Origin of the sequence: Kriegella aquimaris (assembly GCF_900103215.1) — a bacterium.
Taxonomy (GTDB): domain Bacteria; phylum Bacteroidota; class Bacteroidia; order Flavobacteriales; family Flavobacteriaceae; genus Kriegella; species Kriegella aquimaris.
Genome location: NZ_FNGV01000007.1, coordinates 27,467 through 49,632 on the forward strand (window position 1 = coordinate 27,467; position 22,166 = coordinate 49,632).

General features: G+C 40.1%; 19 protein-coding genes. 5 read left to right on the forward strand and 14 right to left on the reverse strand.

Annotation, left to right across the window (positions count from 1 at the left end; translation table 11 throughout):
* Nucleotides 1–24 precede the first annotated feature (24 nt).
* Nucleotides 25–1,536 (forward strand): L-arabinose isomerase, encoded by a 1,512-nt coding sequence (gene araA / locus BLS33_RS14285; RefSeq protein ID WP_089890587.1) that lies wholly within the window; start codon nucleotides 25–27, stop codon nucleotides 1,534–1,536.
* A 29-nt stretch (nucleotides 1,537–1,565) separates the two neighbouring features.
* On the opposite strand, the gene BLS33_RS14290 is transcribed toward araA, so the two are convergent.
* The 3 genes from BLS33_RS14290 to BLS33_RS14300 form a co-directional block, all read right to left on the reverse strand.
* The gene (locus BLS33_RS14290; RefSeq protein ID WP_089890591.1) at nucleotides 1,566–2,402 is read right to left on the reverse strand and encodes a universal stress protein; all 837 of its coding nucleotides are present in this window, start codon (nucleotides 2,400–2,402) and stop codon (nucleotides 1,566–1,568) included.
* 186 nt (nucleotides 2,403–2,588) lie between these two features.
* Complete coding sequence (locus BLS33_RS14295; RefSeq protein WP_089890594.1) at nucleotides 2,589–3,641, reverse strand: response regulator; 1,053 nt, start codon at nucleotides 3,639–3,641, stop codon at nucleotides 2,589–2,591.
* 3 nt (nucleotides 3,642–3,644) lie between these two features.
* Entirely contained in the window at nucleotides 3,645–5,159 is a 1,515-nt protein-coding gene (locus BLS33_RS14300) for a sensor histidine kinase (protein ID WP_089890597.1), read from the reverse strand.
* Nucleotides 5,160–5,320: 161 nt separating this feature from the next.
* Here BLS33_RS14300 and upp point away from each other — a divergent pair, with 161 nt between their 5' ends.
* Nucleotides 5,321–5,974 carry a uracil phosphoribosyltransferase gene (gene upp, locus BLS33_RS14305; protein ID WP_089890600.1) on the forward strand — a complete coding sequence of 218 codons (654 nt, stop codon included), beginning with the start codon at nucleotides 5,321–5,323 and terminating at the stop codon, nucleotides 5,972–5,974.
* Nucleotides 5,975–5,986: 12 nt separating this feature from the next.
* Here upp and BLS33_RS14310 read toward each other — a convergent pair whose 3' ends face one another.
* From BLS33_RS14310 to BLS33_RS14325, 4 genes are all read right to left on the reverse strand, one after another.
* The gene (locus BLS33_RS14310; protein ID WP_089890604.1) at nucleotides 5,987–8,488 is read right to left on the reverse strand and encodes a cation-translocating P-type ATPase; all 2,502 of its coding nucleotides are present in this window, start codon (nucleotides 8,486–8,488) and stop codon (nucleotides 5,987–5,989) included.
* A gap of 149 nt (nucleotides 8,489–8,637) precedes the next feature.
* On the reverse strand, nucleotides 8,638–9,402 hold the full coding sequence (locus BLS33_RS14315) for an exodeoxyribonuclease III (protein WP_089890608.1): 765 nt from the start codon (nucleotides 9,400–9,402) through the stop codon (nucleotides 8,638–8,640).
* A 119-nt stretch (nucleotides 9,403–9,521) separates the two neighbouring features.
* Entirely contained in the window at nucleotides 9,522–10,862 is a 1,341-nt protein-coding gene (locus BLS33_RS14320) for a hypothetical protein (RefSeq protein WP_089890612.1), read from the reverse strand.
* 143 nt (nucleotides 10,863–11,005) lie between these two features.
* Nucleotides 11,006–11,518 carry a VOC family protein gene (locus BLS33_RS14325; RefSeq protein ID WP_089890615.1) on the reverse strand — a complete coding sequence of 171 codons (513 nt, stop codon included), beginning with the start codon at nucleotides 11,516–11,518 and terminating at the stop codon, nucleotides 11,006–11,008.
* Between the two features lie 120 nt (nucleotides 11,519–11,638).
* On the opposite strand from BLS33_RS14325, the gene BLS33_RS14330 reads away from it, so the two are divergent.
* On the forward strand, nucleotides 11,639–11,950 hold the full coding sequence (locus tag BLS33_RS14330; protein ID WP_089890618.1) for a winged helix-turn-helix transcriptional regulator: 312 nt from the start codon (nucleotides 11,639–11,641) through the stop codon (nucleotides 11,948–11,950).
* A gap of 122 nt (nucleotides 11,951–12,072) precedes the next feature.
* Here BLS33_RS14330 and BLS33_RS14335 read toward each other — a convergent pair whose 3' ends face one another.
* The 5 genes from BLS33_RS14335 to BLS33_RS14355 form a co-directional block, all read right to left on the reverse strand.
* On the reverse strand, nucleotides 12,073–13,722 hold the full coding sequence (locus tag BLS33_RS14335) for a SulP family inorganic anion transporter (protein ID WP_089890622.1): 1,650 nt from the start codon (nucleotides 13,720–13,722) through the stop codon (nucleotides 12,073–12,075).
* A gap of 26 nt (nucleotides 13,723–13,748) precedes the next feature.
* Nucleotides 13,749–15,095, reverse strand: coding sequence for a dicarboxylate/amino acid:cation symporter (locus BLS33_RS14340; RefSeq protein ID WP_089891155.1), 1,347 nt, complete (start codon nucleotides 15,093–15,095; stop codon nucleotides 13,749–13,751).
* 152 nt (nucleotides 15,096–15,247) lie between these two features.
* Nucleotides 15,248–16,438 (reverse strand): acetate/propionate family kinase, encoded by a 1,191-nt coding sequence (locus BLS33_RS14345; RefSeq protein WP_089890625.1) that lies wholly within the window; start codon nucleotides 16,436–16,438, stop codon nucleotides 15,248–15,250.
* 22 nt (nucleotides 16,439–16,460) lie between these two features.
* Nucleotides 16,461–18,554 (reverse strand): phosphate acetyltransferase, encoded by a 2,094-nt coding sequence (gene pta / locus BLS33_RS14350; RefSeq protein ID WP_089890629.1) that lies wholly within the window; start codon nucleotides 18,552–18,554, stop codon nucleotides 16,461–16,463.
* Between the two features lie 198 nt (nucleotides 18,555–18,752).
* Nucleotides 18,753–19,208, reverse strand: a complete 456-nt coding sequence (locus tag BLS33_RS14355; protein WP_089890634.1) for a pyridoxamine 5'-phosphate oxidase family protein — start codon at nucleotides 19,206–19,208, stop codon at nucleotides 18,753–18,755.
* Nucleotides 19,209–19,435: 227 nt separating this feature from the next.
* Here BLS33_RS14355 and BLS33_RS14360 point away from each other — a divergent pair, with 227 nt between their 5' ends.
* Nucleotides 19,436–20,047, forward strand: coding sequence for a DUF6134 family protein (locus tag BLS33_RS14360; RefSeq protein WP_143017620.1), 612 nt, complete (start codon nucleotides 19,436–19,438; stop codon nucleotides 20,045–20,047).
* Between the two features lie 50 nt (nucleotides 20,048–20,097).
* A complete protein-coding gene (locus BLS33_RS14365; RefSeq protein WP_089890642.1) occupies nucleotides 20,098–20,859 on the forward strand; it encodes a patatin-like phospholipase family protein in 762 nt (253 codons plus the stop codon).
* A gap of 33 nt (nucleotides 20,860–20,892) precedes the next feature.
* Here the strand turns inward: BLS33_RS14365 and BLS33_RS14370 are convergent, their stop codons facing one another.
* Together BLS33_RS14370 and BLS33_RS14375 are read right to left on the reverse strand one after the other, a co-directional pair.
* Nucleotides 20,893–21,549 (reverse strand): hypothetical protein, encoded by a 657-nt coding sequence (locus tag BLS33_RS14370; RefSeq protein ID WP_089890646.1) that lies wholly within the window; start codon nucleotides 21,547–21,549, stop codon nucleotides 20,893–20,895.
* A gap of 81 nt (nucleotides 21,550–21,630) precedes the next feature.
* Nucleotides 21,631–22,068: a hypothetical protein gene (locus BLS33_RS14375; RefSeq protein WP_089890664.1), complete on the reverse strand. Its 438-nt coding sequence runs from the start codon at nucleotides 22,066–22,068 to the stop codon at nucleotides 21,631–21,633.
* Nucleotides 22,069–22,166: the final 98 nt, after the last annotated feature.

Genomic DNA, 22,166 nt, shown 5'->3' on the forward strand with positions numbered 1-22,166 from the left:
AATTAGTACAAATAATTCGAACGTATGGGGATTGATATATCAGGAAAGGAAATTTGGTTTGTTACGGGAAGCCAGCATTTGTACGGGGCCGAAACCTTAAGGCAGGTTACTTCGAATTCTAAGGAAATTGTAAAAGGGTTGGATGCATCCAACCACATTCCAGTAAAAATCGTTTTTCATCCTACTGTCAAGACGCCAGAAGAAATAACGGATATCTGCCTTAGGGCTAGTTCATCCAAAAATTGTATTGGTGTTATTACTTGGATGCATACCTTTTCCCCGGCAAAAATGTGGATTAAAGGGTTAAGCGTATTAACCAAGCCACTTTGCCATTTGCACACCCAATTCAATGCTGAAATACCATGGAATTCAATTAACATGGATTTTATGAACTTGAACCAATCGGCACATGGGGATCGAGAATTCGGTTTTATGATGTCCAGAATGCGAAAAAACAGGAAAGTTATTGCAGGGCACTGGAAAAATGAACGTATACAACGCAAATTGGGTGTTTGGTCAAGGGTTGCATTAGGGTGGGACGAATTTCAGCACCTTAAAGTGGCTAGATTAGGAGACAGTATGCGAGAAGTCGCTGTGACCGATGGCGATAAGGTAGAAGCGCAGATACGATTTGGTTTTTCGGTAAACGGTTATGATGCCTCCGATGTGGTTCGATATATTGAAAAAATCTCCGAAAATGACTTAAATGGATTGTTGCAAGAATATGAAAAATGCTATGATCTGACCCCGGCGCTACAGGTGGGAGGGGAAAAAAGAGAATCTCTGGTCGATGCGGCAAAAATAGAACTGGGCCTTAGGGCTTTTTTAGAGGAAGGCGGCTTTATGGCTTTTACCGATACCTTCGAGAACTTAGGGCAACTGAAACAATTACCGGGTATAGCTGTACAGCGCTTAATGGCTGACGGGTATGGCTTTGGCGCTGAAGGCGATTGGAAAACGGCAGCGTTGCTGCGCGCCATGAAAGTAATGAACGTCGGTCTGGAAGGGGGAACATCCTTTATGGAAGACTATACCTATCATTTTACCCCTGAAAAAGCCTATGTGATGGGATCTCACATGCTGGAAATCTGTCCATCAGTTGCCGATGAACAAGTATCCTGTGAGATACATCCGCTGGGTATCGGTGGCAAGGAAGACCCCGTTCGATTGGTTTTTAATTCGCCTGCAGGAAGCGCAATCAATGTGTCTTTGATAGATATGGGCAATAGGTTCCGGCTTATTGTCAACGAGGTAGAAGCGGTAAAACCCATGGGTGCACTTCCAAAACTACCCGTAGCAAGGGTGTTATGGGATGCCAAACCCGATTTAGAAACTGCCGCCACTTCTTGGATTCTTGCCGGAGGAGCCCACCATACGGTATATAGCCAAGCGCTGACAACCGAATATATGGAAGATTTTGCCGAAATGGCTGGCCTCGAATTATTGGTGATCGACGCCCGTACTTCAGTTCGTGAGTTCAAGGACAAAATCAACGCCAACGAGGCGTATTATCATTTGTTTCAACGCGGTTTTTAGTCCCTTGGGTTATACCTTTCCTAGTTTGTCTAGACTTGAGGAAGAACCATAAAAGGTACGGTTACATGAAATCCTATTTTTTTTATGACGGGTTCGATAAAAAGTCGTTCTAAAAAGGTATGCTTGTTTTGTACCATCACCAAAAGATTTATTTTACTACTCGCTTGAAAGGCATTTACTGCACTGATGATTTCGTTATTGGGAACTTCATGGAAAAGCGCCGTGGTGCCCAATAATTTTTCAAGTAACACTTTGTGTTTTTGCTGTTCCGTATCCAAATCTAGCCCTGTATGAACATGCATTACGTTTATTCTAGATTGGTGGTTTTTTGCAATTACGAGAACCGGCTCAATTAGTTTTTTGGCGTACTCGATTTCATAATCGGTGGGAAACAAAATTTCTTTAGGAGCTTCAAATTCGAAATTTGGTGGAACGGCGATTACAGGGCATTTAGCCCGTTTGATGACATGTACCGTATTGGTGCCAAATAAAATTTCCTGGGCTCCGGTGGCTCCCTTGGTTCCCATAACAACCAAATCGATTTTTTCATTCGTTACGGTCTCCGAAATCTCCCCCAGAAGGGTATTAAAGGCTGAATGTACGATGAAGCTGTGGTTGGGGTTTTTGAATTCATCTATCAATCTATTTTTGAGATTTTCCAATTGGGTGGTGGAAGAAGTTTTTAGCACATCGCCCAACCCAATCTGACCGGGACTCCCAATAAGGTATTCCGATTGATAAACCGCAGGAGAGTAGGTATTTAGCAAATAAAAAGTGCATTCTTCATTTTTATAGGCAAGAAGTGCATATTTAATGGCTTCGAAGGCATTATCGGAAAAATCGGTAGGACATAGAATTCGTATCATGATTTTAGATTTAAATAGACCTAAAACTAAGGTGTGAGAAACTTAGAAACTATGATATTGGTCAGTTTGAAGAGATTGTTATCTCCATGATTATAAATTCGCTTTTATAAAGGTCCAAGCGGCAGTACCAAAACGCTTGTTCAATAATTCCATCGATCAAATCATAGGAAAAGTATAAAGGTTTCACTAACTCATAAGTTCCAAAGCTTTAAGTTTCTTGATACGTATATTTCTTCCTTCAATATCTATGAGCCCTTCTTTTTTGAATCCCGATAGGGTACGAATAAGACTCTCGGTGGCGATACCTGCTACACTGGCCAAATCGTTTCGAGAGATTTTGATATCACCTTCTTTTTGGTTATTCATGATTTCGGCAAATTGTAAAAGGGTCTTGGCAGTCTTCTTTCGAACCGAACTATACGCCATTTGTAACAGTTGAGCTTTGGCTTCGCTTAGGTCGTTGGCTAGCAATTCCATGAGTTCCAAAGAAATATTATGGTTTTTTTCGAGGATGGTCTTTAGGTCTTCCTTGGCAATGGCGGCAAGTTCTACCGTCTCAAGGGCCGTAGCCGATTCTTGATGCGGTATATTTTTCATTACCGATGTAAACCCTAAGAAATCATCGGCTCTATATAGTGATGTGGTAAGCTCCTTACCATCAGCATCCATACAATGGCATTTGACGACCCCTTTTAATATTAAAAATATTTTATGTGAGTGCATGCCTTCTTGATACACCATTTCTCCCTGTTCGAAGTTTACAATTTCCCCATTATCATCAAAAAAGTTCTTCAGTTCGTGCAATGTGCGCATTTCATCTTCTGAAAACTCAGGGGTTTTCGTCATTTCTCCAGACATGCGATTTAACAGTTGTGTCTTTGCCAATCGACTCTCAATAGCGCTGATAAGGTCTTCTTCGTCGAAAGGTTTTGTTAGGTAATCGTCTGCGCCAAGATCCATTCCTCTCCTAATTTCTTTATGTTCCGTTTTTGCGGAAAGAAAAATAAAGGGAATGTGTTGGGTTTCTGGAGCATTCGAAAGGTTTTCTAGTACGCCGTAACCATCTACTTCGGGCATCATGATATCGCAAATAATAATATCAGGAAGTTTCTGCTTCGCCGTTTCTATCCCAATTTTTCCATTTGGGGCCGTTAAAACGGAATAGCCAGAAAGCTCCAAAAGTTCTTCTGTATTTTCCCGTAACGCCCTGTCGTCCTCAATCAATAAAACTGTTTTCATACACTAGTTGGTATTAAGTTTTTTTGGGATATTAACAATAAAGGTCGAGCCTTTGTTTTCTTCACTAAAAAAATCAAGGGTAGCCCCTAAATTCTCCAGATGTTGCTTGGCAATGTTCAGCCCTATACCCGTGCCTTGGGTCAATAATGCATTTTCCGCTCTAAAATAGCGGTTGAATATATGTTTTTGGTCACTTTTTGGTATACCCATACCCGTATCGACAATCTTTAACGATAATTTGTCAATATCTTTTTCCACCAAAATATCTATTGTGGAATCTTCGGGGGAGTACTTAATGGCGTTGTGAATTAAATTAGAAAGTACGAGCTCCAAAGTCTTTTCATCGAAGGCTATGAGAATATCATCAATATCTTCAGGATATCGTATTCGTTGTCCGTTCTTGAGAAGCATATTGGCATTATAAATCACTTCATTGACAATTTTACTCAACGGAAAAGTTTCGATTTTATAATTGATTTTACCTGACGCCAAGCGCTCTACCGATAGAAAATCATTTAAGATGGTATCTAAATATTTAACCTTGTTCTGAATGGTAGCTACGTGCTTGTCGCGCTTTTCTTGTTGGTCGGCCGTGGTATATTTGCCAAGTAGCGTAACCGATGTCAATATAGCACTGAGCGGTGTTTTGAATTCATGGGATACTAAAGATAGGAACCGGGTCTTTAATTCGTTCAGTTCTTTTTCTTTGATTAAGGCATCCCTTAATTGTTTGGTACGCTCTTCGACGGTTTTCTCTAGTTTTTGGGTGTAGTTCGTTCGTTCGGTAATATCGAGAATAATAGCCACAAAAGCGTTTCTATCGCCCACTGCAGAGGGCTGAAGATGAACTTCTACAGGATAAGTAGAGCCATCTTTTCTGCCATGTAACGTCTCGAATTTTAATTTGTCCTCCTTGCCTTCCTGAAGGGGTGCGATGAGATTTAGGAATTCCGATCTTTCGAACTCAGGTTTGATGTCAAAAGGAGCCATTGTCATCAGCTCCTCTATACTATAGCCTATGTTGCGCTGTGCTTCTTTGTTGACATTGGTAAAAAGTAACGATTCGGCGTCAAAAACATAAATTTCGTTCAGCGATTCATCAAAAATACGGGCCCAATGGCTAAGTTCCCTTTCCCTTGCCTTGCGCTCGGTGATATCAATGATAAGGGCCATTATGTAAGTCGAACCAAAAAGTTCAAATGGGTTTAAACCGGCCTCTAGTGCAAACTCCTCACCATTCTTACGAATACCGTATAAATCACGCCCATGTCCCATTTGACGTTTTTCACTCTTTTTGACAAAACTGTCGACATGGTGGCCGTGGTTCTTCAGATACCTTTTGGGAATAAGCGTATCTAAATGCTTGCCGATAAGTTCATTTTTATCGTAGCCGAACATTTGCTCTGCAGAAGAATTGGTCGCTGTTATAAACTGTTCGGTGTTGACAACGATGATGCCTTCAGACACACCCTCGGAAAGGAGATTGAATATGTTATTGTTTTTTTCGAAAACCTGCATATCTCAAATTTAAAGTTTTTAAACGTATTATCATCATATTGCCTCACCCTAATGGACCATATTTTACATGTTATTGAAATGACACTGCTACAATAATGAAATCTGTAATGGTAGCCTGTAACTTTATTGAAATCAGTATCTTTAAATAAATTCGATACCAAATGATTATTCATGATTTAGGAACTGCAAATTCGCGATTAGCTCAATTTGTAAAGGAAATAAGGGATAAGGAAATTCAAAAAGACAAGATGCGGTTTCGAAGGAATATTGAGCGCATTGGCGAGGTATTGAGCTACGAATTGAGCAAGACGCTAAGTTATGACGATGAAATTGTCGAAACGCCCTTGGGAAGGAAAGCAATGTTATTACCCAATGATAAACTGGTACTCTGTTCCATTTTACGAGCGGGTCTGCCGTTACATCAGGGAGTGCTAAATTATTTTGATGATGCCGAGAATGCATTTATTTCTGCCTATCGTGATCATCATGATGGAGAAGATGCCTTTGAGGTTATTGTGAAATATTTAGCTTCCCCTTCTTTAGCCGATAAAACATTAATACTCTGTGATCCGATGCTGGCAACGGGTCGCACCTTGGAAAATGTACTGAGTGCATTTAAAAACCATGGCAAACCAAAACAAATACACATCATTTCGGTAATTGGTGCTACTGAAGGAATTGAGCACCTCATAAACGTTTTTCCTGAAACCACACACTTATGGATTGCCGCCATTGATCCAGAATTAGACAGTAGAGGGTATATTCTACCAGGAATAGGCGACGCGGGAGATTTGGCGTTCGGGGAAAAACTATAATCTGATTATGGCTTACCGCTTTTTTAATCTTCGGTACATTTTTACGAATTCGTACCAAAGTACGGAAACACCCCCAGCAAATAAAGAGACCAGCAATTGATTTGCATTTAAAGTTGTGAACTCAAAGAACTGGGTCAAGGGTGGCACAAAAAGTAACAAGGCGGCCATGACAATCGTGATTCCGATGATTATAGGAACCAGTTTGTTTTTATATTTAAGCGTGGTGATTATCGAAAAATAAAAGGAACGATTGACCAAGGTCAAAAAGATATTTGCCCAGATCAAGACCATAAAAACCATGGTTCTCGTAATAGATTCATCAAAATTCTGTAGCACGGCATATTGATATACCGATAGCGCTCCCATAGTAATAGCTAGCCCCTGAACTATGCTGGTTACCAGCTCCTTAAACTTAAAAAACGTATTCGTAAATGGCCTTGGTTTTTGCACCATGGTGTTTTTTTCCATCGGTTCGTTCTCATAAGCTATAGAACAGGTAGGCCCCATAATCAATTCCAATAAAATAACATGGGAAGGTGAAAATATGGTGGGGTAGACCCATGCCAAAGCCAGGGGAATAAACACCGTTAAAATGATGGGTATGTGAATCGAGATGATATACTGAATTGCCTTTTTAAGGTTGGCATAGATTTTTCGACCCATGGCAATAGCATCCGCTATTTTAGAGAGGTCATCGTCTACCAAGTTCAATGAAGCGGCCTGTTTCGCGATTTCCGTTCCTTTTTTACCCATCGCAATGCCAATATGTGCAGCCTTAAGTGCGGGTCCGTCGTTTACACCATCACCCGTCATGGCCACAATTTCGTTATTTGCTTTTATAGCATTGATGATACGCAATTTAGCCTCGGGAAACATTCTCGTGAACACGTAGGTATTTTTGACCGTTTGTTGCAGTTCAGCGTCAGTCAATTGCATCAGTTCATCGCCTGAAATGCCCTTTTCATAATATTTAAAATCGATTTCCTTGGCTATAGCAGCTGCCGTTGCCGCATTGTCGCCGGTTACCAGTTTGACATCGATTCCGGCCTTGTCAAAATCTTTGAGTACGGTTCGTATGTTTTCTTTCGGTGGGTCATAAAATGCAACGATCCCCTTAAATTCAAAATGAAAGTCTTGTTGCTTTTTGGGAAAATCCGTGCCCTCAAAATGACTCGTTCCTACACCTAGTAGACGGTACCCTTCTTTGCCTAAAATTCTTACGTTTTCTAAAATCAGTTCTTTGCCTTCTACGGTTAGGTTCGAAATAGCTAGAAAAGCTTCCGGTGCTCCCTTGGCCGCGATAATGCGATGACCGTTTGCATCTTCAAAAAGATGCGTCATCATTGGTGGTTTACCGCCTAAGGGGTATTCATGAACCATGGTATAGTTCGGTCGTTCATCAATGGGAGCCAATTTTGAATAGGCTTCATGTAAGGCTATTTCCATTGGGTCGAAGGGAATGGGTTCGCTTGCCCACATCGCAGAAGTTATCAACTCTTTTTCTTCGGAAGCCAATTCCTCTTTGGTCGAGCTAATTTTTTTTAAGTCCAGCGTATAAACCTTGACTAAACTCATCTTATTTTGGGTAAGGGTACCCGTCTTGTCCGTGCAAATAACGGTTGCACTTCCCAATGTTTCCACAGTCTTCATTTGTTTGACCACGATACCCATTTTCATGAGTCGCCAAGACCCCAAAGCCATAAAAGTGGTAAAGGCAACAGGAATTTCTTCGGGGAGAATACTCATCGCCAAGGTAAGGGCCTTGAGTAGGCTGTCTAAAAAATCGTACGACCTAAAATAATTAATGCCCCAGACCAAGAGGAAGGTAAGAACTCCGGCAATGGCCATTTTCTTTACAAAGTCTGATATCTGTCGCTCGAGTGGCGTTTTCTCCGTTTGAATCGATTCGAGGCTTTTTCCAATTTTACCCAGTTGTGTTTTATCGCCGATAGCGGTGACGGTAATAATCGCCATTCCGCTTGCTACTGAAGTGCCGCGATGGATAAGATTATCAGACTTGCCTGCATCTTTGGATACCGAAAGGGCTTCTCCGGTTAGAATGGATTCATTGACCGAAAAATCGTTTGAATATACAATGGGGCCATCGGCCGGTATGGTTTCGCCTTCAGCTACCATTAGGCTGTCGCCGATGACGAGTTCTTCGTTGGGTATCTCTACAACTTCGCCATTTCGGATAGCAGTACAGTTTGGTTGGGTAAGGCTTTTAAGCTTTTCAAGCGCCTTTTGACTTCTAGAATCTTGATAGAGCGATATGGAGCCAACCAATAGTATCGCAGTAACCATAAAAATACCATCGCCAAAATTGCCGCTAATGAAATAAATACCGGAAGTCACCAATAGTAAAATGACCATCGGTTCTTTAAGAATGCCCTTGATAGCCTCTAAAATTTTGTTCTCTTTTTTGCCGGTAAGGGTATTTGTTCCGTAGGTTTCTCTTGATTGGGTTACCTCAGAATCGGTCAACCCCTTGATTCCAAAATTATCTACGGACATATTGGTGTTATTTAGGATAAAAGTAGGTTCAAAAAAAATGGTACGAACTGATTTTTATCATTTTCAAGTAGCTAGCTCCTTCCGATTGATTGTATTTAGATTTTCAAATTGATAGGGATGCCTTTAGGATACTGCGCGATTTTTTGTTTTTAAATATCGATTTCAAGACTGATAGGGCAATGGTCGGAGCCGTAAACATCGGACAAAATCGTTACATCTTTTATCTTTTCGACCAAAATTTCACTTACCAGGAAATAATCGATACGCCAGCCGGTATTGCGTTCCCGCGCTTTGAAACGATAGCTCCAGTAGGTATAGGCTACCGTATCGGGATACAAATGCCGAAAAGAATCAACAAAGCCGGAATTGATAAAATTATCCATACCGTCGATTTCAATTTGGGTATACCCAGCGGTTTTGTTATAGTTTGATTTATCGTTCTTTAAATCGATTGCCCTGTGCGCAACATTAAAATCACCACAGGCAATAACGGGCTTGGTCTTTTCGAGGTTCTTCAAGTAGTTCAAAAAATCGGCATCCCATTGTTTTCGATATTCCAAACGTTCTAGTTTTTGTCCCGAATTGGGCACATAAACGTTCACAAGATAGAAATCTTCATATTCGGCGCATTGCACACGCCCTTCCAAATCATGATCGGCAATACCTATGTCATGTACAAGGTCGAGGGGTTTTATTTTGCTCAACAAAGCCGTTCCCGAATATCCTTTTCTATCGGCCGAATTATAGGCGATTTGATATTTTTTTAAAGGGGAAAGGGTAGTGGCGACTTGATCGTCTTGCGCCTTGGTCTCCTGTAGACAGAGAATATCGGGGGACATCTCCTCGATTTTTTCAAAAAAATCCTTTTTTACGGCTGCACGTATGCCGTTAACATTCCATGAAATAATGTTCATCGCTACTTATTTTAAGAAACAAGACCCCTTAAGAAATCCGAGATTAAAGATAAGATATCGGAGGTGTAAAAAAAAATGATGTGTGGTGATATCGGCCAGGTTAAACAGCATTTATTTCATCACTCATTGAATTTCAGCGCATACAAATCGGCTTCTTTCAAGGTTATTTTTAGTTTAATGGTTCTGCCTTTGAGCGAAGAAAGGTCGGCAAGGTTCTTCCATGTTACCGTTCTTGAAATCTCGTCACCGATTAGTTTTTCGGAAATAGCATCCGTCACATTTGGTATCGGATTGTTGGCAGCATCTAGTATTTCGATAAAAACATAACCACCGGCAGTGGTAGAATAGTTGATTTCGAGATTGTTGCCTTTCAATCGCAAAGGCTTGGTGATAAAAAAACCTTCCTCGAAGTTTGAACTAACGGATGCAAACCCATCCATACGAATTTTGTACAAACTATTCCGGGCGAAAATGCCCATATACATTGTGTCTAGAGGTACGACGTTCAACGTAACATTGTTGGACCGGTTGCCCCATCTTTCCGGCATAAGTCCGGGCCGAATAAAAGCTTCTTTGAATGTTCGGTTAAACGTCAGGCCATTCCTCGAATTCATAAAAACGATGTCGGTAGAATTGCTGCGGTCGGGGAAAAAGCGCGTGGCCAAAGCGATATACAAGTGAGGTGCCCTAAAATAGGGTTGCGTACCGGAAGTATATAAATGCTCTCCGGGAAGGTTGGGAAAGATGTTTACCGGTTCACTCCAATGGATAAAATCTGGGGAGGTTGTTCGGGCAAAAGACCTCAGACCGTTAATCGACCTTCTGAAATAACAAACATATTGGTTTTCGAATTCAGACCAAAATGCGACGTTCTGAGAATCGAATGCATAATATTCAGGATTATTTTTTATGATGGGCGCCTCTTGATATTTTTCAAACGTGATACCATCGTCTGAATAAAAATAATAGAGTCCACCCGATGCCCTGGTGCCAGAAAGCGCTTTGTATTGGTGAGTCGCATTCGGGTTTGTATCTTTAAAAGGCGTGAAATTATGATTAAAAGGAGGGTCGTAAGATATGTAGTTTGTAATACTGTCATTGAGGCCGGTAGGTTCTTCTTGCCAATTATATCCGTCGTTACTGATGGCACTTTTAGTTATTTCCCCTAGGTTGCCATCGTACCCTTCGCCTTTATAAAAAGCTAGGATATCCCGAAAATAGATTCTGTAAAGACTATCAGTTTTGATGATGGTTTGGTAATAGCCGTTGGGTATGTTCGTACTTTGTACTTCTTGGGGCTTATTCAATTTAAAGGCCAAACCATTGATGCTGTCGACAAGATGGTGGTCGACAAACAATTCCCGTTGTAAACCGATATCGATAACTTCTTGGGAATAGGAGGTTTTAAAAGCAGTGAAGCATACAAGTAAAATAAGGCGGCAAAGGTGCTTGGAAATCATTGATTTTTATTGAATATTCCTATAATTTATGATTTTAAATGTACGTTTTAAAAGCTAAAAATACATAGCGGCATATCAAAAAAGCGATTGGTTTCAGATTAGAAACCAATCGCTAAATTTGTTGTACAAAATGGTACAATGTTTTATTTCGTATAGGCGCCCGAAGAATACGTCAATTCATAGCTATGCGTATAGATTTCGAATACAATACCGAAAGGATCTTCTACATAACACATTTTATAAGGCTTGTCATTGGGGTAGTATTCTCGAATCGGCATGCGTTGTTTACCGCCATAAGACACGATTTGGGCAATAAGATCCTCAATATTGGGGTCCTGAATGCAGAAATGAAAAAGCCCGGTGTTGAACGGGTTAAATTCTGGGGCTTCTTTTACGCCGTGAGGAAATGAAAATAATTCTATGCCAATTCCGTCGGAGGTTGCCAAATGCGCAATTTCGAACGTCTCCCAATCTTCACCAAAAACGTCGATACACATTTGCCCGATGGCCGTCTCTTTTTCTTTTTTAACTTTCGATGGCTCCATGATGACGTACCATCCCATTACCTCTGAATAGAATTTTACGGCAGCTGTAATATTCGGTACGGTAATGCCAATATGTGAAAATGACTTCGGATACGCTTTACTCTTTTTCATAGTGTATATTTCAGAGGACGAAATTAACCTATATTTGCCCATTAGGCAATAACTTACTTAAAAGTACTATAGTTGCCTAAAAGAGTAAAATATACATTATCAATTAGTTATAGGTGGTAAATGACCAAAAATAAGTGTCCTCTAAATTATACCATGAGTTTGATCGGAACAAAATGGAAGCCCTTGGTCTTATTTCATTTGTTGGAAGGACCGTTGCGGTCTGGTGTATTGCAGAAAAAAGTGCCTGAAATTTCGAATAAGATGTTTACCCAAACTGTACGGGAATTGGAGACATACGGACTCATTTCTCGAAAAGTTTTTCCTGTCGTACCACCCAAAGTGGAATATCGATTAAGTGCTCGAGGAAAATCGTTGGGACCAATTTTACAAAGTTTGGATCAGTGGGGTTTTGAAGATTGTGGTCTATCCTAAAATGATAAGGTTAGATTTCAAATGGGGAAACCCGAAACATCATTTTGGGGTAATTGAAATATGGCTAATAGCTTTGTAAAACTAAGCTATCTCTTTTATGGCATACATTCGGCAGGCAAGGTTTATTCCATTTCACTTACCTTTTTAAGTGCTTTTTTAATGTCTTTCACCACATATTCCTTTTCTAAAATGGAGAACATATCATTCTTCTTAAAGTCCTTTTTTAAATCTTCATTAATACCCGAAATAATTACTTTTATTCCTCTTGCTTTAAATGTTTTAACGATTTCTTTCACACTCTGATAACCTGTGGCATCAATTAGCGGAACGTAGCGCATTCTTAAAATAATGACTTTAGGTTGTAAATGTGTATTGGTGACCGTTTCTTGAAATTGTCTTGCGGCTCCAAAAAATAGGGGTCCGTTTATTTCATACAAAAGCACATTTTTGGGTACATCTATTAATTCTTCATCAAACAGATTTTCTTCGTCTTTTGTTTCAGCCGTTATATTCTGAATATGAACAGATTCACTCATTCGTTTCATAAACATAAAGCTTGCTAGCACCATTCCGATTTCTATTGCAATGACCAAATCAAAAATTACGGTTAAAAAGAAAGTGGTCAGTAAAATAATAATGTCCATTCTATTTCCTTTTAAAATGGATTTGAATTGACCAATTTCACTCATATGATAGGCAATAACCACCAATATTCCCGCAAGACAAGAAAGCGGTATTAATTTGGCGTAAGGAGCAAATAATAGCATTATCGCCAATAAAACCAAACTGTGTACAATGCCGGCTATCGGAGTGCGTCCGCCATTTTTGACGTTGGTAGCTGTTCTTGCAATAGCTCCCGTGGCTGGGATCCCTCCAAATAATGCGGATACAATATTGGCGCCTCCCATAGCTATGAGCTCCATATTCGAACGATGTTTTCCCCCGATCATCGAATCTGAGACTACTGCCGAAAGCAGCGATTCAATACTACCCAATATAGCGATTGCAAAGGCGGGTTGTATCAATGCCTGAATGGTGTCAAAGTTTACATTCGGTATATGCGGTAAATCAAAATGGTTGGGGATTTCCCCAAAATTACTTTCTATGGTGTCGACCGGAATATTAAATACATTTACGACAATAGTGGATAATAGAATAGCAACGATCGATCCCGGAATTTTTTTCACCAATTTCTGAAAATATATGGTTATGAGAATAGTACCAATGGCAATTGAAACGGCATACCAATTTATGTGACTGAAATTCTCAAAATACATAATCCACTTATCTATAAAATCAGCAGGAACCTTAGCGATTTGAAGTCCGAAAAAATCATTGATCTGTGATGAAAAGATAATTAAGGCGATGCCACTGGTAAAACCGACAATTAGGGAATACGGAATAAATTTCAGCAAATTACCAAGACGCAAAAGTCCCATTCCTATCATTAAAAACCCCGCTAAGAATGTAGCTATAATCAACCCATCTATTCCATGCAATTGAATTACGCCATAGACTATTACAATAAATGCGCCTGTCGGACCTCCAATTTGAACTCTGCTACCACCGAAAGTCGAGATGATAATCCCTGCGATTATGGCCGTTATGATTCCTTTTTCTGGAGAAACCCCGGATGCTATGGCAAAAGCGATTGCTAATGGTAATGCCACTATGCCTACAATCAATCCTGAAAGAATGTCTTTTGTGAGGGTTTCCTTAGATATCCCTTGTTTTAAGAGAGAGAATAGTTTAGGTGTAAATTCTTTTTTCATTATTTGTTTGATAGATTACGGTTTGGCTAAACTGCATTTTGAATTTTAGGTTTAGTTGTAATGGTTGTAGTATTTGATAGGGTACCATAAAACTTGTTGAAAATCATGCATGCCGTTAAATCTCCAGTTACGTTCACTGCTGTTCTAAACATCCCCAAAATACGGTCTATTCCAATTATGACGATTAGACCGTCAATTGGGATACCTGAACTCTGCAATACGGACGCCAGAATAATAACTCCACCGCCGGGAATGGCAGGTGTTCCTATTGAAGCAGCTACCACCGTAAAGGTGATTAATATGAGGTTCATTAAAGACAGTTCAATACCATAGGCCTGTGCCATAAATATGGTTGTGACGCATTGAAATAATGCAGTACCATCCATATTTATTGTAGCTCCAACCGGAATAACAAAATCGCTGATATTGGAGGATACACCTAACTTTTCATCGGCTGTTTTCATCGAAATAGGCATAACTGCAGCTGAACTGGCGGTAGAAAATGCCAAAAGTTGTGGTTCGCGTATCGCTCGTAAAAATTTGAAAGGATTTTTCTTAACGACCAGTAAGACCAGCACTAGGTAGAATATCATTAAGAGTATTAGGCCCGTTATCACCACTACCATATAGTACCCCAAACCAAGGAATATGTCAATACCGGTTCTGGATAGCAAAGCTGCCATTAGGCCAAATACGGCATATGGCACGAGAAGCATTGCCCATGATACCACAATCATGCAAATTTTCTGAATGGCTTCAGTAAAATTAATAATAGGTCTCGCCTTTTCATTCTCCAGCTGGGTAATTGCGACACCAATTATGATGGTAAAAATAACAACGCCCAACATTTCTCCCGTCAAAATTGATTCTAGCGGATTATTTGGGATGAGGTTTGAAATAGTAGCTGGGATGTTTTCTATGAGATTTGGCGCCTCAGTAGATACCGATTGTTCTGCACTGCTATTAGGAAAACCACCCAATTTATAAATATATTCCCCCGGTTTCAAAACAAGGGTGATTAGCAAACCGATGATAATGGAAATAGCCGTTGTGAAAACAAAATACAATAGCAGTCTCAAGCCAAAGGTTTTCAAGTTATCTGTTGTGTTTCCTACAATTCCCGATATTATTGAGGCAAATATCAATGGGATCATAATCATTTGAACCAATCTCATAAAAATTTGGCCAGGCAGGTCAAGCCAATTGGCTAGTTCTAAACTCAATACTTCAGAAACCAATCCTGTAGTCGGGTTGAGAAGAACTCCCAAGCCAGCTCCTAAAATCAGTCCGATGATTACTTTGAGCCATAGGCGACCTTTTACCAAGTGATCTAAGTGAATTGATAGTTTATTAAGGGATCTGATTTCTAGCATGGTGTCATGATGTACTTTATGGTTTGCCAACAATTGGAATTAGTCGTTAGCGTTATATTCATTAGGATAAATGTTTACAAAGCGATAGTATTTTTTTAAATTTCAGAGTCACAAATAATAGCAATTTATTGAAGTTCAAAACGTGGGCAGTTTTACTGGTCAGAACTGATACTGTATACCTGTCGTGCGATTTCCAACTCTTCATCAGTCGGTACGACCAAGACTTTTACTTTTGAATCAGCTGTATTGATTTCTCGCAGTTTTTTGGATTTCGTGGTATTTTTTTTGTCATCCAGCGTGATACCGAGATAATTCATGTCGGTACATACTAATTTTCGAATGACACTTGAATTTTCCCCGATACCTGCGGTAAAAACGATGGCATCTAGGCCATTGAGAACGGCAGTATAAGCGCCAATATATTTTTTAATACGGTAGGCATTCATTTCCAAGGCCAATTGACATGCGGTATTCCCGTTTTCTGCATCTTTTTGAATATCGCGCAAGTCGGTAAACCCGGTCAAAGCAAGCATACCGCTATGTTTAGTAAGTATTTTGTTGACTTCGGCCAACGAATAATCTAATGTATGCACCATATGAAAAATCAGCGAATGGTCGATATCCCCACTTCGAGAGCCCATTATAAGTCCGTTTGCCGGGGCAAAGCCCATGCTGTGATCGATACTTTTTCCATTTTTAATTGCAGTCATACTACAGCCGTTGCCCAAATGTATGGTAATCAATTTTGATTGTTTCAATTGTAGATGGGCGATAGTCTGCTCGGCGACATATTTATGGCTGGTTCCATGAAAACCATAGACTTGAATGCGGTGTTTTTTAAACAGTTCGTTGGGTATCGCATATTTTTTGGCCATTACGGGAATGGTGTGGTGAAAGGCGGTATCAAAAACGGCGAACTGTTTGGCACTTTCGAAAATTTCCTCAGCAATAGTAATACCTTCCAAATTATGGGGGTTGTGCAAAGGTGCCAACACCGAAAGTTCATGGATCTTATCTTTTACCGCTTGGGTAACGGCCGTTGTTTTTGAAAAGGAGTTTCCGCCATGTACGACCCGGTGGCCCATAAGGGCGATATCATCGGTATTTTTGATGACTCCTTGCCGAGGGTCCAATAACAGTTCGGCTATTGTTTTAAATCCCTCTTTATGGTCAGGTATGGCGGCTACCTTATTAATCGTTACAGTGTCGGTCTGATACCGAAGTATGGTATCGGTTTCACCGATACGTTCGACCATACCGGTACAGATAACCAGCTCCGAGGGCATGGCCATCAATTGATATTTTATGGAAGAACTACCGGCATTTATGATGAGTATATTCATGCTTCTTTTTAGTGCTAAGAAATTATAAACCTTGGGCTTGAATGGCGGTTATGATTACGGTATTGAAAATATCTTCTACGGTACAACCACGACTTAAATCGTTAACGGGTTTGTTCAAACCTTGCAACATGGGTCCGATGGCGAGAGCCCCTGTTTCCCGCTGTACGGCTTTATAGGTGTTGTTACCGGTATTGAGGTCAGGGAAAATAAAAACACTGGCCTGTCCGGCGACTTCTGAATCGGGCAATTTACTTTTACCCACCCCACTATCTACGGCAGCATCGTACTGGATTGGACCTTCTACTTTAAGATCGGGGCGTTTTGTTTTGATGATTTCCGTGGCCTGGCGTACACGATCGACATCTTCACCTACGCCCGAAGCTCCCGACGAATAGGAAAGCATGGCGATTTTAGGTTCGATGCCGAAAGCAGCGCTCGTGGCGGCCGATGATATGGCAATTTCAGAAAGTTGTTCAGCCGTTGGGTTCGGATTGATGGCACAATCACCAAAGATCGTGACTCGGTTGGGGAGGCACATAAAAAATACGGAGGAAACAATAGAAACCTCAGGCCTCGTTTTGATAAATTGAAGTGCGGGGCGTATCGTATGTTGCGTGGTGTGTACAGCTCCTGAGACCATACCATCGGCATGGCCTTTGTAGACCATCATGGTTCCGAAATAGGAGACATCTTCCATTAAATCTTTGGCCATGGCCAGATTCACGTTTTTGTGTTTCCGTAGCTCGAACAGCGTAGTGGCATAATCCAAGAAATCGGGAGACTTGGTCGGGTCGATAATAGTAATCGAATTAAGGTCGAGTCCCAAATCCAATTCTGCAATTTTTGCCCGTATTTGTTCAGGGTCTCCTAATAAAGTCAGGGTGACCGCTTCACTATCCATTAGTTTTTTGGTAGCGATAAGAATGCGTTCGTCGGTACCTTCTGGCAATACGATATGTTTTTTGGCCGCTTTCGCCCTTTTTAGCAAGTTGTATTGGAACATTCTTGGGGTAATGCCTTCCGCTTTAAACGTTATGAGCCGTTGGGCCAGTTCGTTGGTAGGCACATGTCTTTCAAACTCCTGGATCGAAATATTAATTTTCTCCCTGTTTTCGGCATACATTCTGGGGCGAATGGTACCCATGCGGTTGGTGACGGAAAAAGTACCGCCCTTGACCGAAAGTATAGGAATGATATCGGTAAGGCCTTCGATCAGTTTTATAATCGAATCTTCGGGCATAAGCCCGCCGGTAAGAACGATGCCGGATAGGCTGGGGTAGTTGGTGGAAGTATTCGCTTGTAGGGCACCTAAAATAATATCGGCACGGTCCCCGGGGGTGATGACCAAACATTCTTTTTTTAAATGGGTAATATAATTACGCAGTTGCATGGCACCCACACTAAAGGCCCCGACTTGGTTGTTCAAGAATTCGCTACCGAACAATATTTCGGCATCGAGCTCTTTGGCAATCTCTTTGACGGTCGGGCTTCCCAACAGAGGATTTAAGGGAATGGCACCGATCAATATTTTGGTAGGTAGTTTCTTTCGAAGTCCAGAAATAACAAGGTCTACATTTTCAGGTTGCACTTTATTGGCAACGGTCATCAAGACTTCGACCCCTTTTTCCTTAAAAGAATCATAGGCCATATAAAGATTTCCGACCAACTCGTTCAACGTTTTGCCGGTTCCGCTGGCTATTATCACGGCCGGAATACCCAAATTTTTTGCGATAAGCACATTGATATCCCATTCAATGATGGCGCCTTCACCAGAAAAATCGGTTCCTTCCACCAATACAAAATCGAACCGATCTTCGATGGCCTTGTAGGTATGAATAATATGGCTCAGTATTTCATCATCCTTATCCATATTTTTTAGTTGAACCACTTGGCTTCGGGTATAGGCGTAAGCCTCTTCAAAGCTAAGGTCGACCTCAAAATGGGTCAATACCGTGTTGATATGGTTGTCGATAGTACCGTTTTCAAAATCGTCGACTATAGGTCTGAAATAGCCCACTTTTGCGGTTTTTCCTAATAAGAGTTGCATCATTCCCAATGAAATGATCGATTTACCACTGTTGGGCTCAGTGGTGGCAATATATATGGCTTTGCTCATAAGAAAATGTTTCCGTGATATAAATTTATAGGTTTTTGTGCAGTTTTAGCGAGACCCTAGAAAAACAGAAACAGGAAGCATTGGCCTCCTGTTTGTCAGTAAGAAATAATTGGTAGCAAATCTTTTGTCGATTTTCAAGAAAAGCGTTGGTTCGACCATCGCACACATTTTGATAGAATGGAACTCTTGGTAGTTTTTCTAATGTTCGCGTAATTTTCCCACGATATCTCCTATTTTGATACGAAATACAACGGGTGGCGCTTCCGATTCAATTTTGGCGGAAAATTCACTGATAAATTTGGCATCATTCCCTTTGGTGCGGCTTAAGATGCTTTTTACACCTTCTGAAAACTCATGTAGCATGTGCTTTGCATCAATGCCTTCAAGCTCTTCGAAGGTACCGTGTACTTGAATAGATTGCCAATTGGATACCGAGTCAATTTTATTGACGCCCAAGACCACCGAAGGGTTTTTACGCATGGCATCCAACTTATGACCAATCGAGGAATAACTGGTAATGGTATGGGTATCACTATCGTAATAGTAGGTGATGGGCACAATATACGGCGTGGAGCCTAAGACATAGGCCAAGTACCCGACATAATTGTTTTTTAATAGTTCAATTCCCTCTTTTTCCTCTAAATTTCTTCTCATGATGCCCTTTTTAAATCGTTTTCAAAACTAAAGCTTGTTGAATCTAAAATACATGACATTGGTCAGTTTTCAAATTTCATTTTGCTCTAAGTGTCCAAAAGAATAGTTTGAAAGAAATAGCTTTATATGACTTATGTCATCGTTTTTTACCTGTTAAATATAATACTTTGCAAACAAACGAGTAGGTTTCGTACCATGCTATTTAACCATTTCAAAAATCTTAAAAGTTGTTGATAAGTCCGTATAATTTAATCTTACCGTTATTGATTGTCAATTTTATAGTTTTCCCCTATGATGCCAAGCGAATTGACAATACGGCATTATATTTTGATATCGTTATGAACGAGAAAACAATTGGAAACCTAAAAGCTACAGAAACCAACAAAAATTCCCGGCAATATTTCCACAGTTCCACCACGGTGAAAACTAAAATTATTAGAAACATTACGGTAAACTATAATTATGAAGTCTCTTTTGCAAATGATTTATTGAAAAAGTCTGATGTCAAAATAACCATAAACGACAGGCCACATGCCGAAACTTCTACTGAATGGCGCAATAATGAATACCAAATGGTTAAGAATGGGAAAGAGAAAGAAGTATTTAAAAGGAGCATCGACTACACCACAATTTTATTGTATTTTGAAGAACCGGTAAATATTAGTAGTTGCTTTTCGGAGCAAGAAGGAACATTTAATACGATTATCCCTTTGGGAAATCATAGTTACAAAAAAATCAATTCGAAGGGAAAGGAGAACATTTATTATTATAAAGACGGCGCATTGGAAAAAGCCACAATCGATGGAGGACTGGCTAATTTTCAATTAATTGCCAAATAAGTAAGAAGGATGATTAGTTCTGATTTCCGAGTAATTAAAATCAATACAACATGACTATAGGATTAGTACTTTCTGGAGGGGGAGTGCGGGGAGTGGCCCATATTGGAGCTATCAAAGCATTGGAAGAACACGGTATTTTCCCGACCCACATTTCGGGAACGAGCGCAGGTGCCATTGTTGGGGCCTTGTACGCCGCAGGTGTCGAATGGTCGGTGATATTAGATTTCTTTAAAAACATACCCTTGTTTCAAGCTAATAAATACGCTTTAGGAAAGCCGGGATTCATTGATACCGAAAAATTCTATATCGATTTTAAGAAGTTAATTCCAGAGGATGATTTTAGCGTTCTAAAAAAACATTTATTCGTCACAGCGACGAATGTTGAAAAGGGAACGTTGCGAATTTTTCATTCCGGACCCTTAATACATCCCGTTTTAGCGTCGGCCTCCTTCCCTGGTGTTTTTACCCCGGTTCAAATCGGTAAATCGTATTATGTAGACGGTGGGGTTTTGAACAATTTTCCCATTGAACCTTTAAAACCGCTTTGCGATTCAATTATTGGAGTTTATGTCAATCCTCTGGAAACCTTGAAGATTTCAGATTTAAAACATTCATATAACGTCATGGAACGTGCCTATAAAATCAAGTCGGCATCTGAATCGGTTCAAAAATTTCCGGAATTTGATTTGCTGATAGAACCAAGGGGGCTGGCAAAGTATGCTACGTTTAATATGTACGGTATAGATGCCATTTTTGAATTGGGCTATAAAGCGACAAAAGAGGCTTTAGAAAATAATAACCCCTTTGCTTGAAAGTATAAAAAGGGGTAGATTTCGGAATGTAGTTTATAGGTCCGACCCTTTACCATCACTATTTTTTCGGAATATCAGATCTTGTTCTTCCATGGCCACGACTACCAATTTCACATATTTATCGATTGTTTTCTCAATATCTTCAGGGTCGGTAATGTCTATACTTCCCCGCCATACCAACGACCTTTCTTTGCCTTCACAGATGCAATACAAAGAAGTTTCGGCGTGGTATACGGTGAATGGTTCATAGTAGTTCGAATTATAGTAGATATCTTGATTAGACATATAGTCATCACTAAAATCACCTTTGTATTTGCTCCATTCCGCAATACTTTTTAAAAAAGTTTTTCGGTCTTCCGAGCCTACAATTTTTGTAAAAAGAATAGCATCAAAATCTTTATCCAGAAGCTGTCTTTCTACATCGTCGAGTTCTTCCTCCGATTTTCTCGAATCGGTAAACGAAACATCGAATAAATCGATACTGCGCATGGCTTCAACGTTTCTTTTCTCGAATTCTTTTTTTAATTTAGTTTCGAAGTCGGCGCGGGCATCTTCGTTATAGGTCATGCCTACTATCAATACTTTATAGGCTGTAAAAATGACGTTATCTGGGTTCTTCCAGTTTTCGACCAACGAGGCATTAGAACACCCGCCTAAAATAAGTATTGCAAAAACAAGTAGTTTTTTCATAATCTGAGTTTTACATTCCAGTATAGAATGCCCCTACAAAAATAGGTTTTTTAGAATTCACCGCTCAACATACCTGTTACTTCAATTCAAAAGACGCTTATTCATTTTTTTGACCCTGGCCACGAGATGGAATAATGCAGTCTTCAGTTCGCGATATTCATTGCTATACTTTTTAATTTCAGATGACAACTCCCAATGGGTTTCAATATAGGCCTTTTCCATCTTGAGCTCGTCTACGTCATTGACCATGATTTCCAGAAGATTTAGATGGGATTTCACCCTTTTCATGAATTCTATGACTTCTTTTTCTGATTTTGAAATCGCTCCGATTATTTCTTGGCTTTCCTTGAAAACTTTTTGGTCTGCCAATTGTGGGGTGTAGGAGGCCACCAAATCGTTCAGAAAACGCTGTTCATCGCGAATGAATTTCAATTCTGACATCCATTGCAAGCTCGCCTCATGCATTTCTTCGGCACTTAGCCACTCGATATAACCGTAATTTTTTCCAGTTGCTTCCATTACACTTTGTTTTAAAATGGTTTGATGAAATGAATTTTAAATAAAGTTTCTAAAAAAAAATGGCATGCGATCCATTGAGTCGCATGCCATTTTATAAA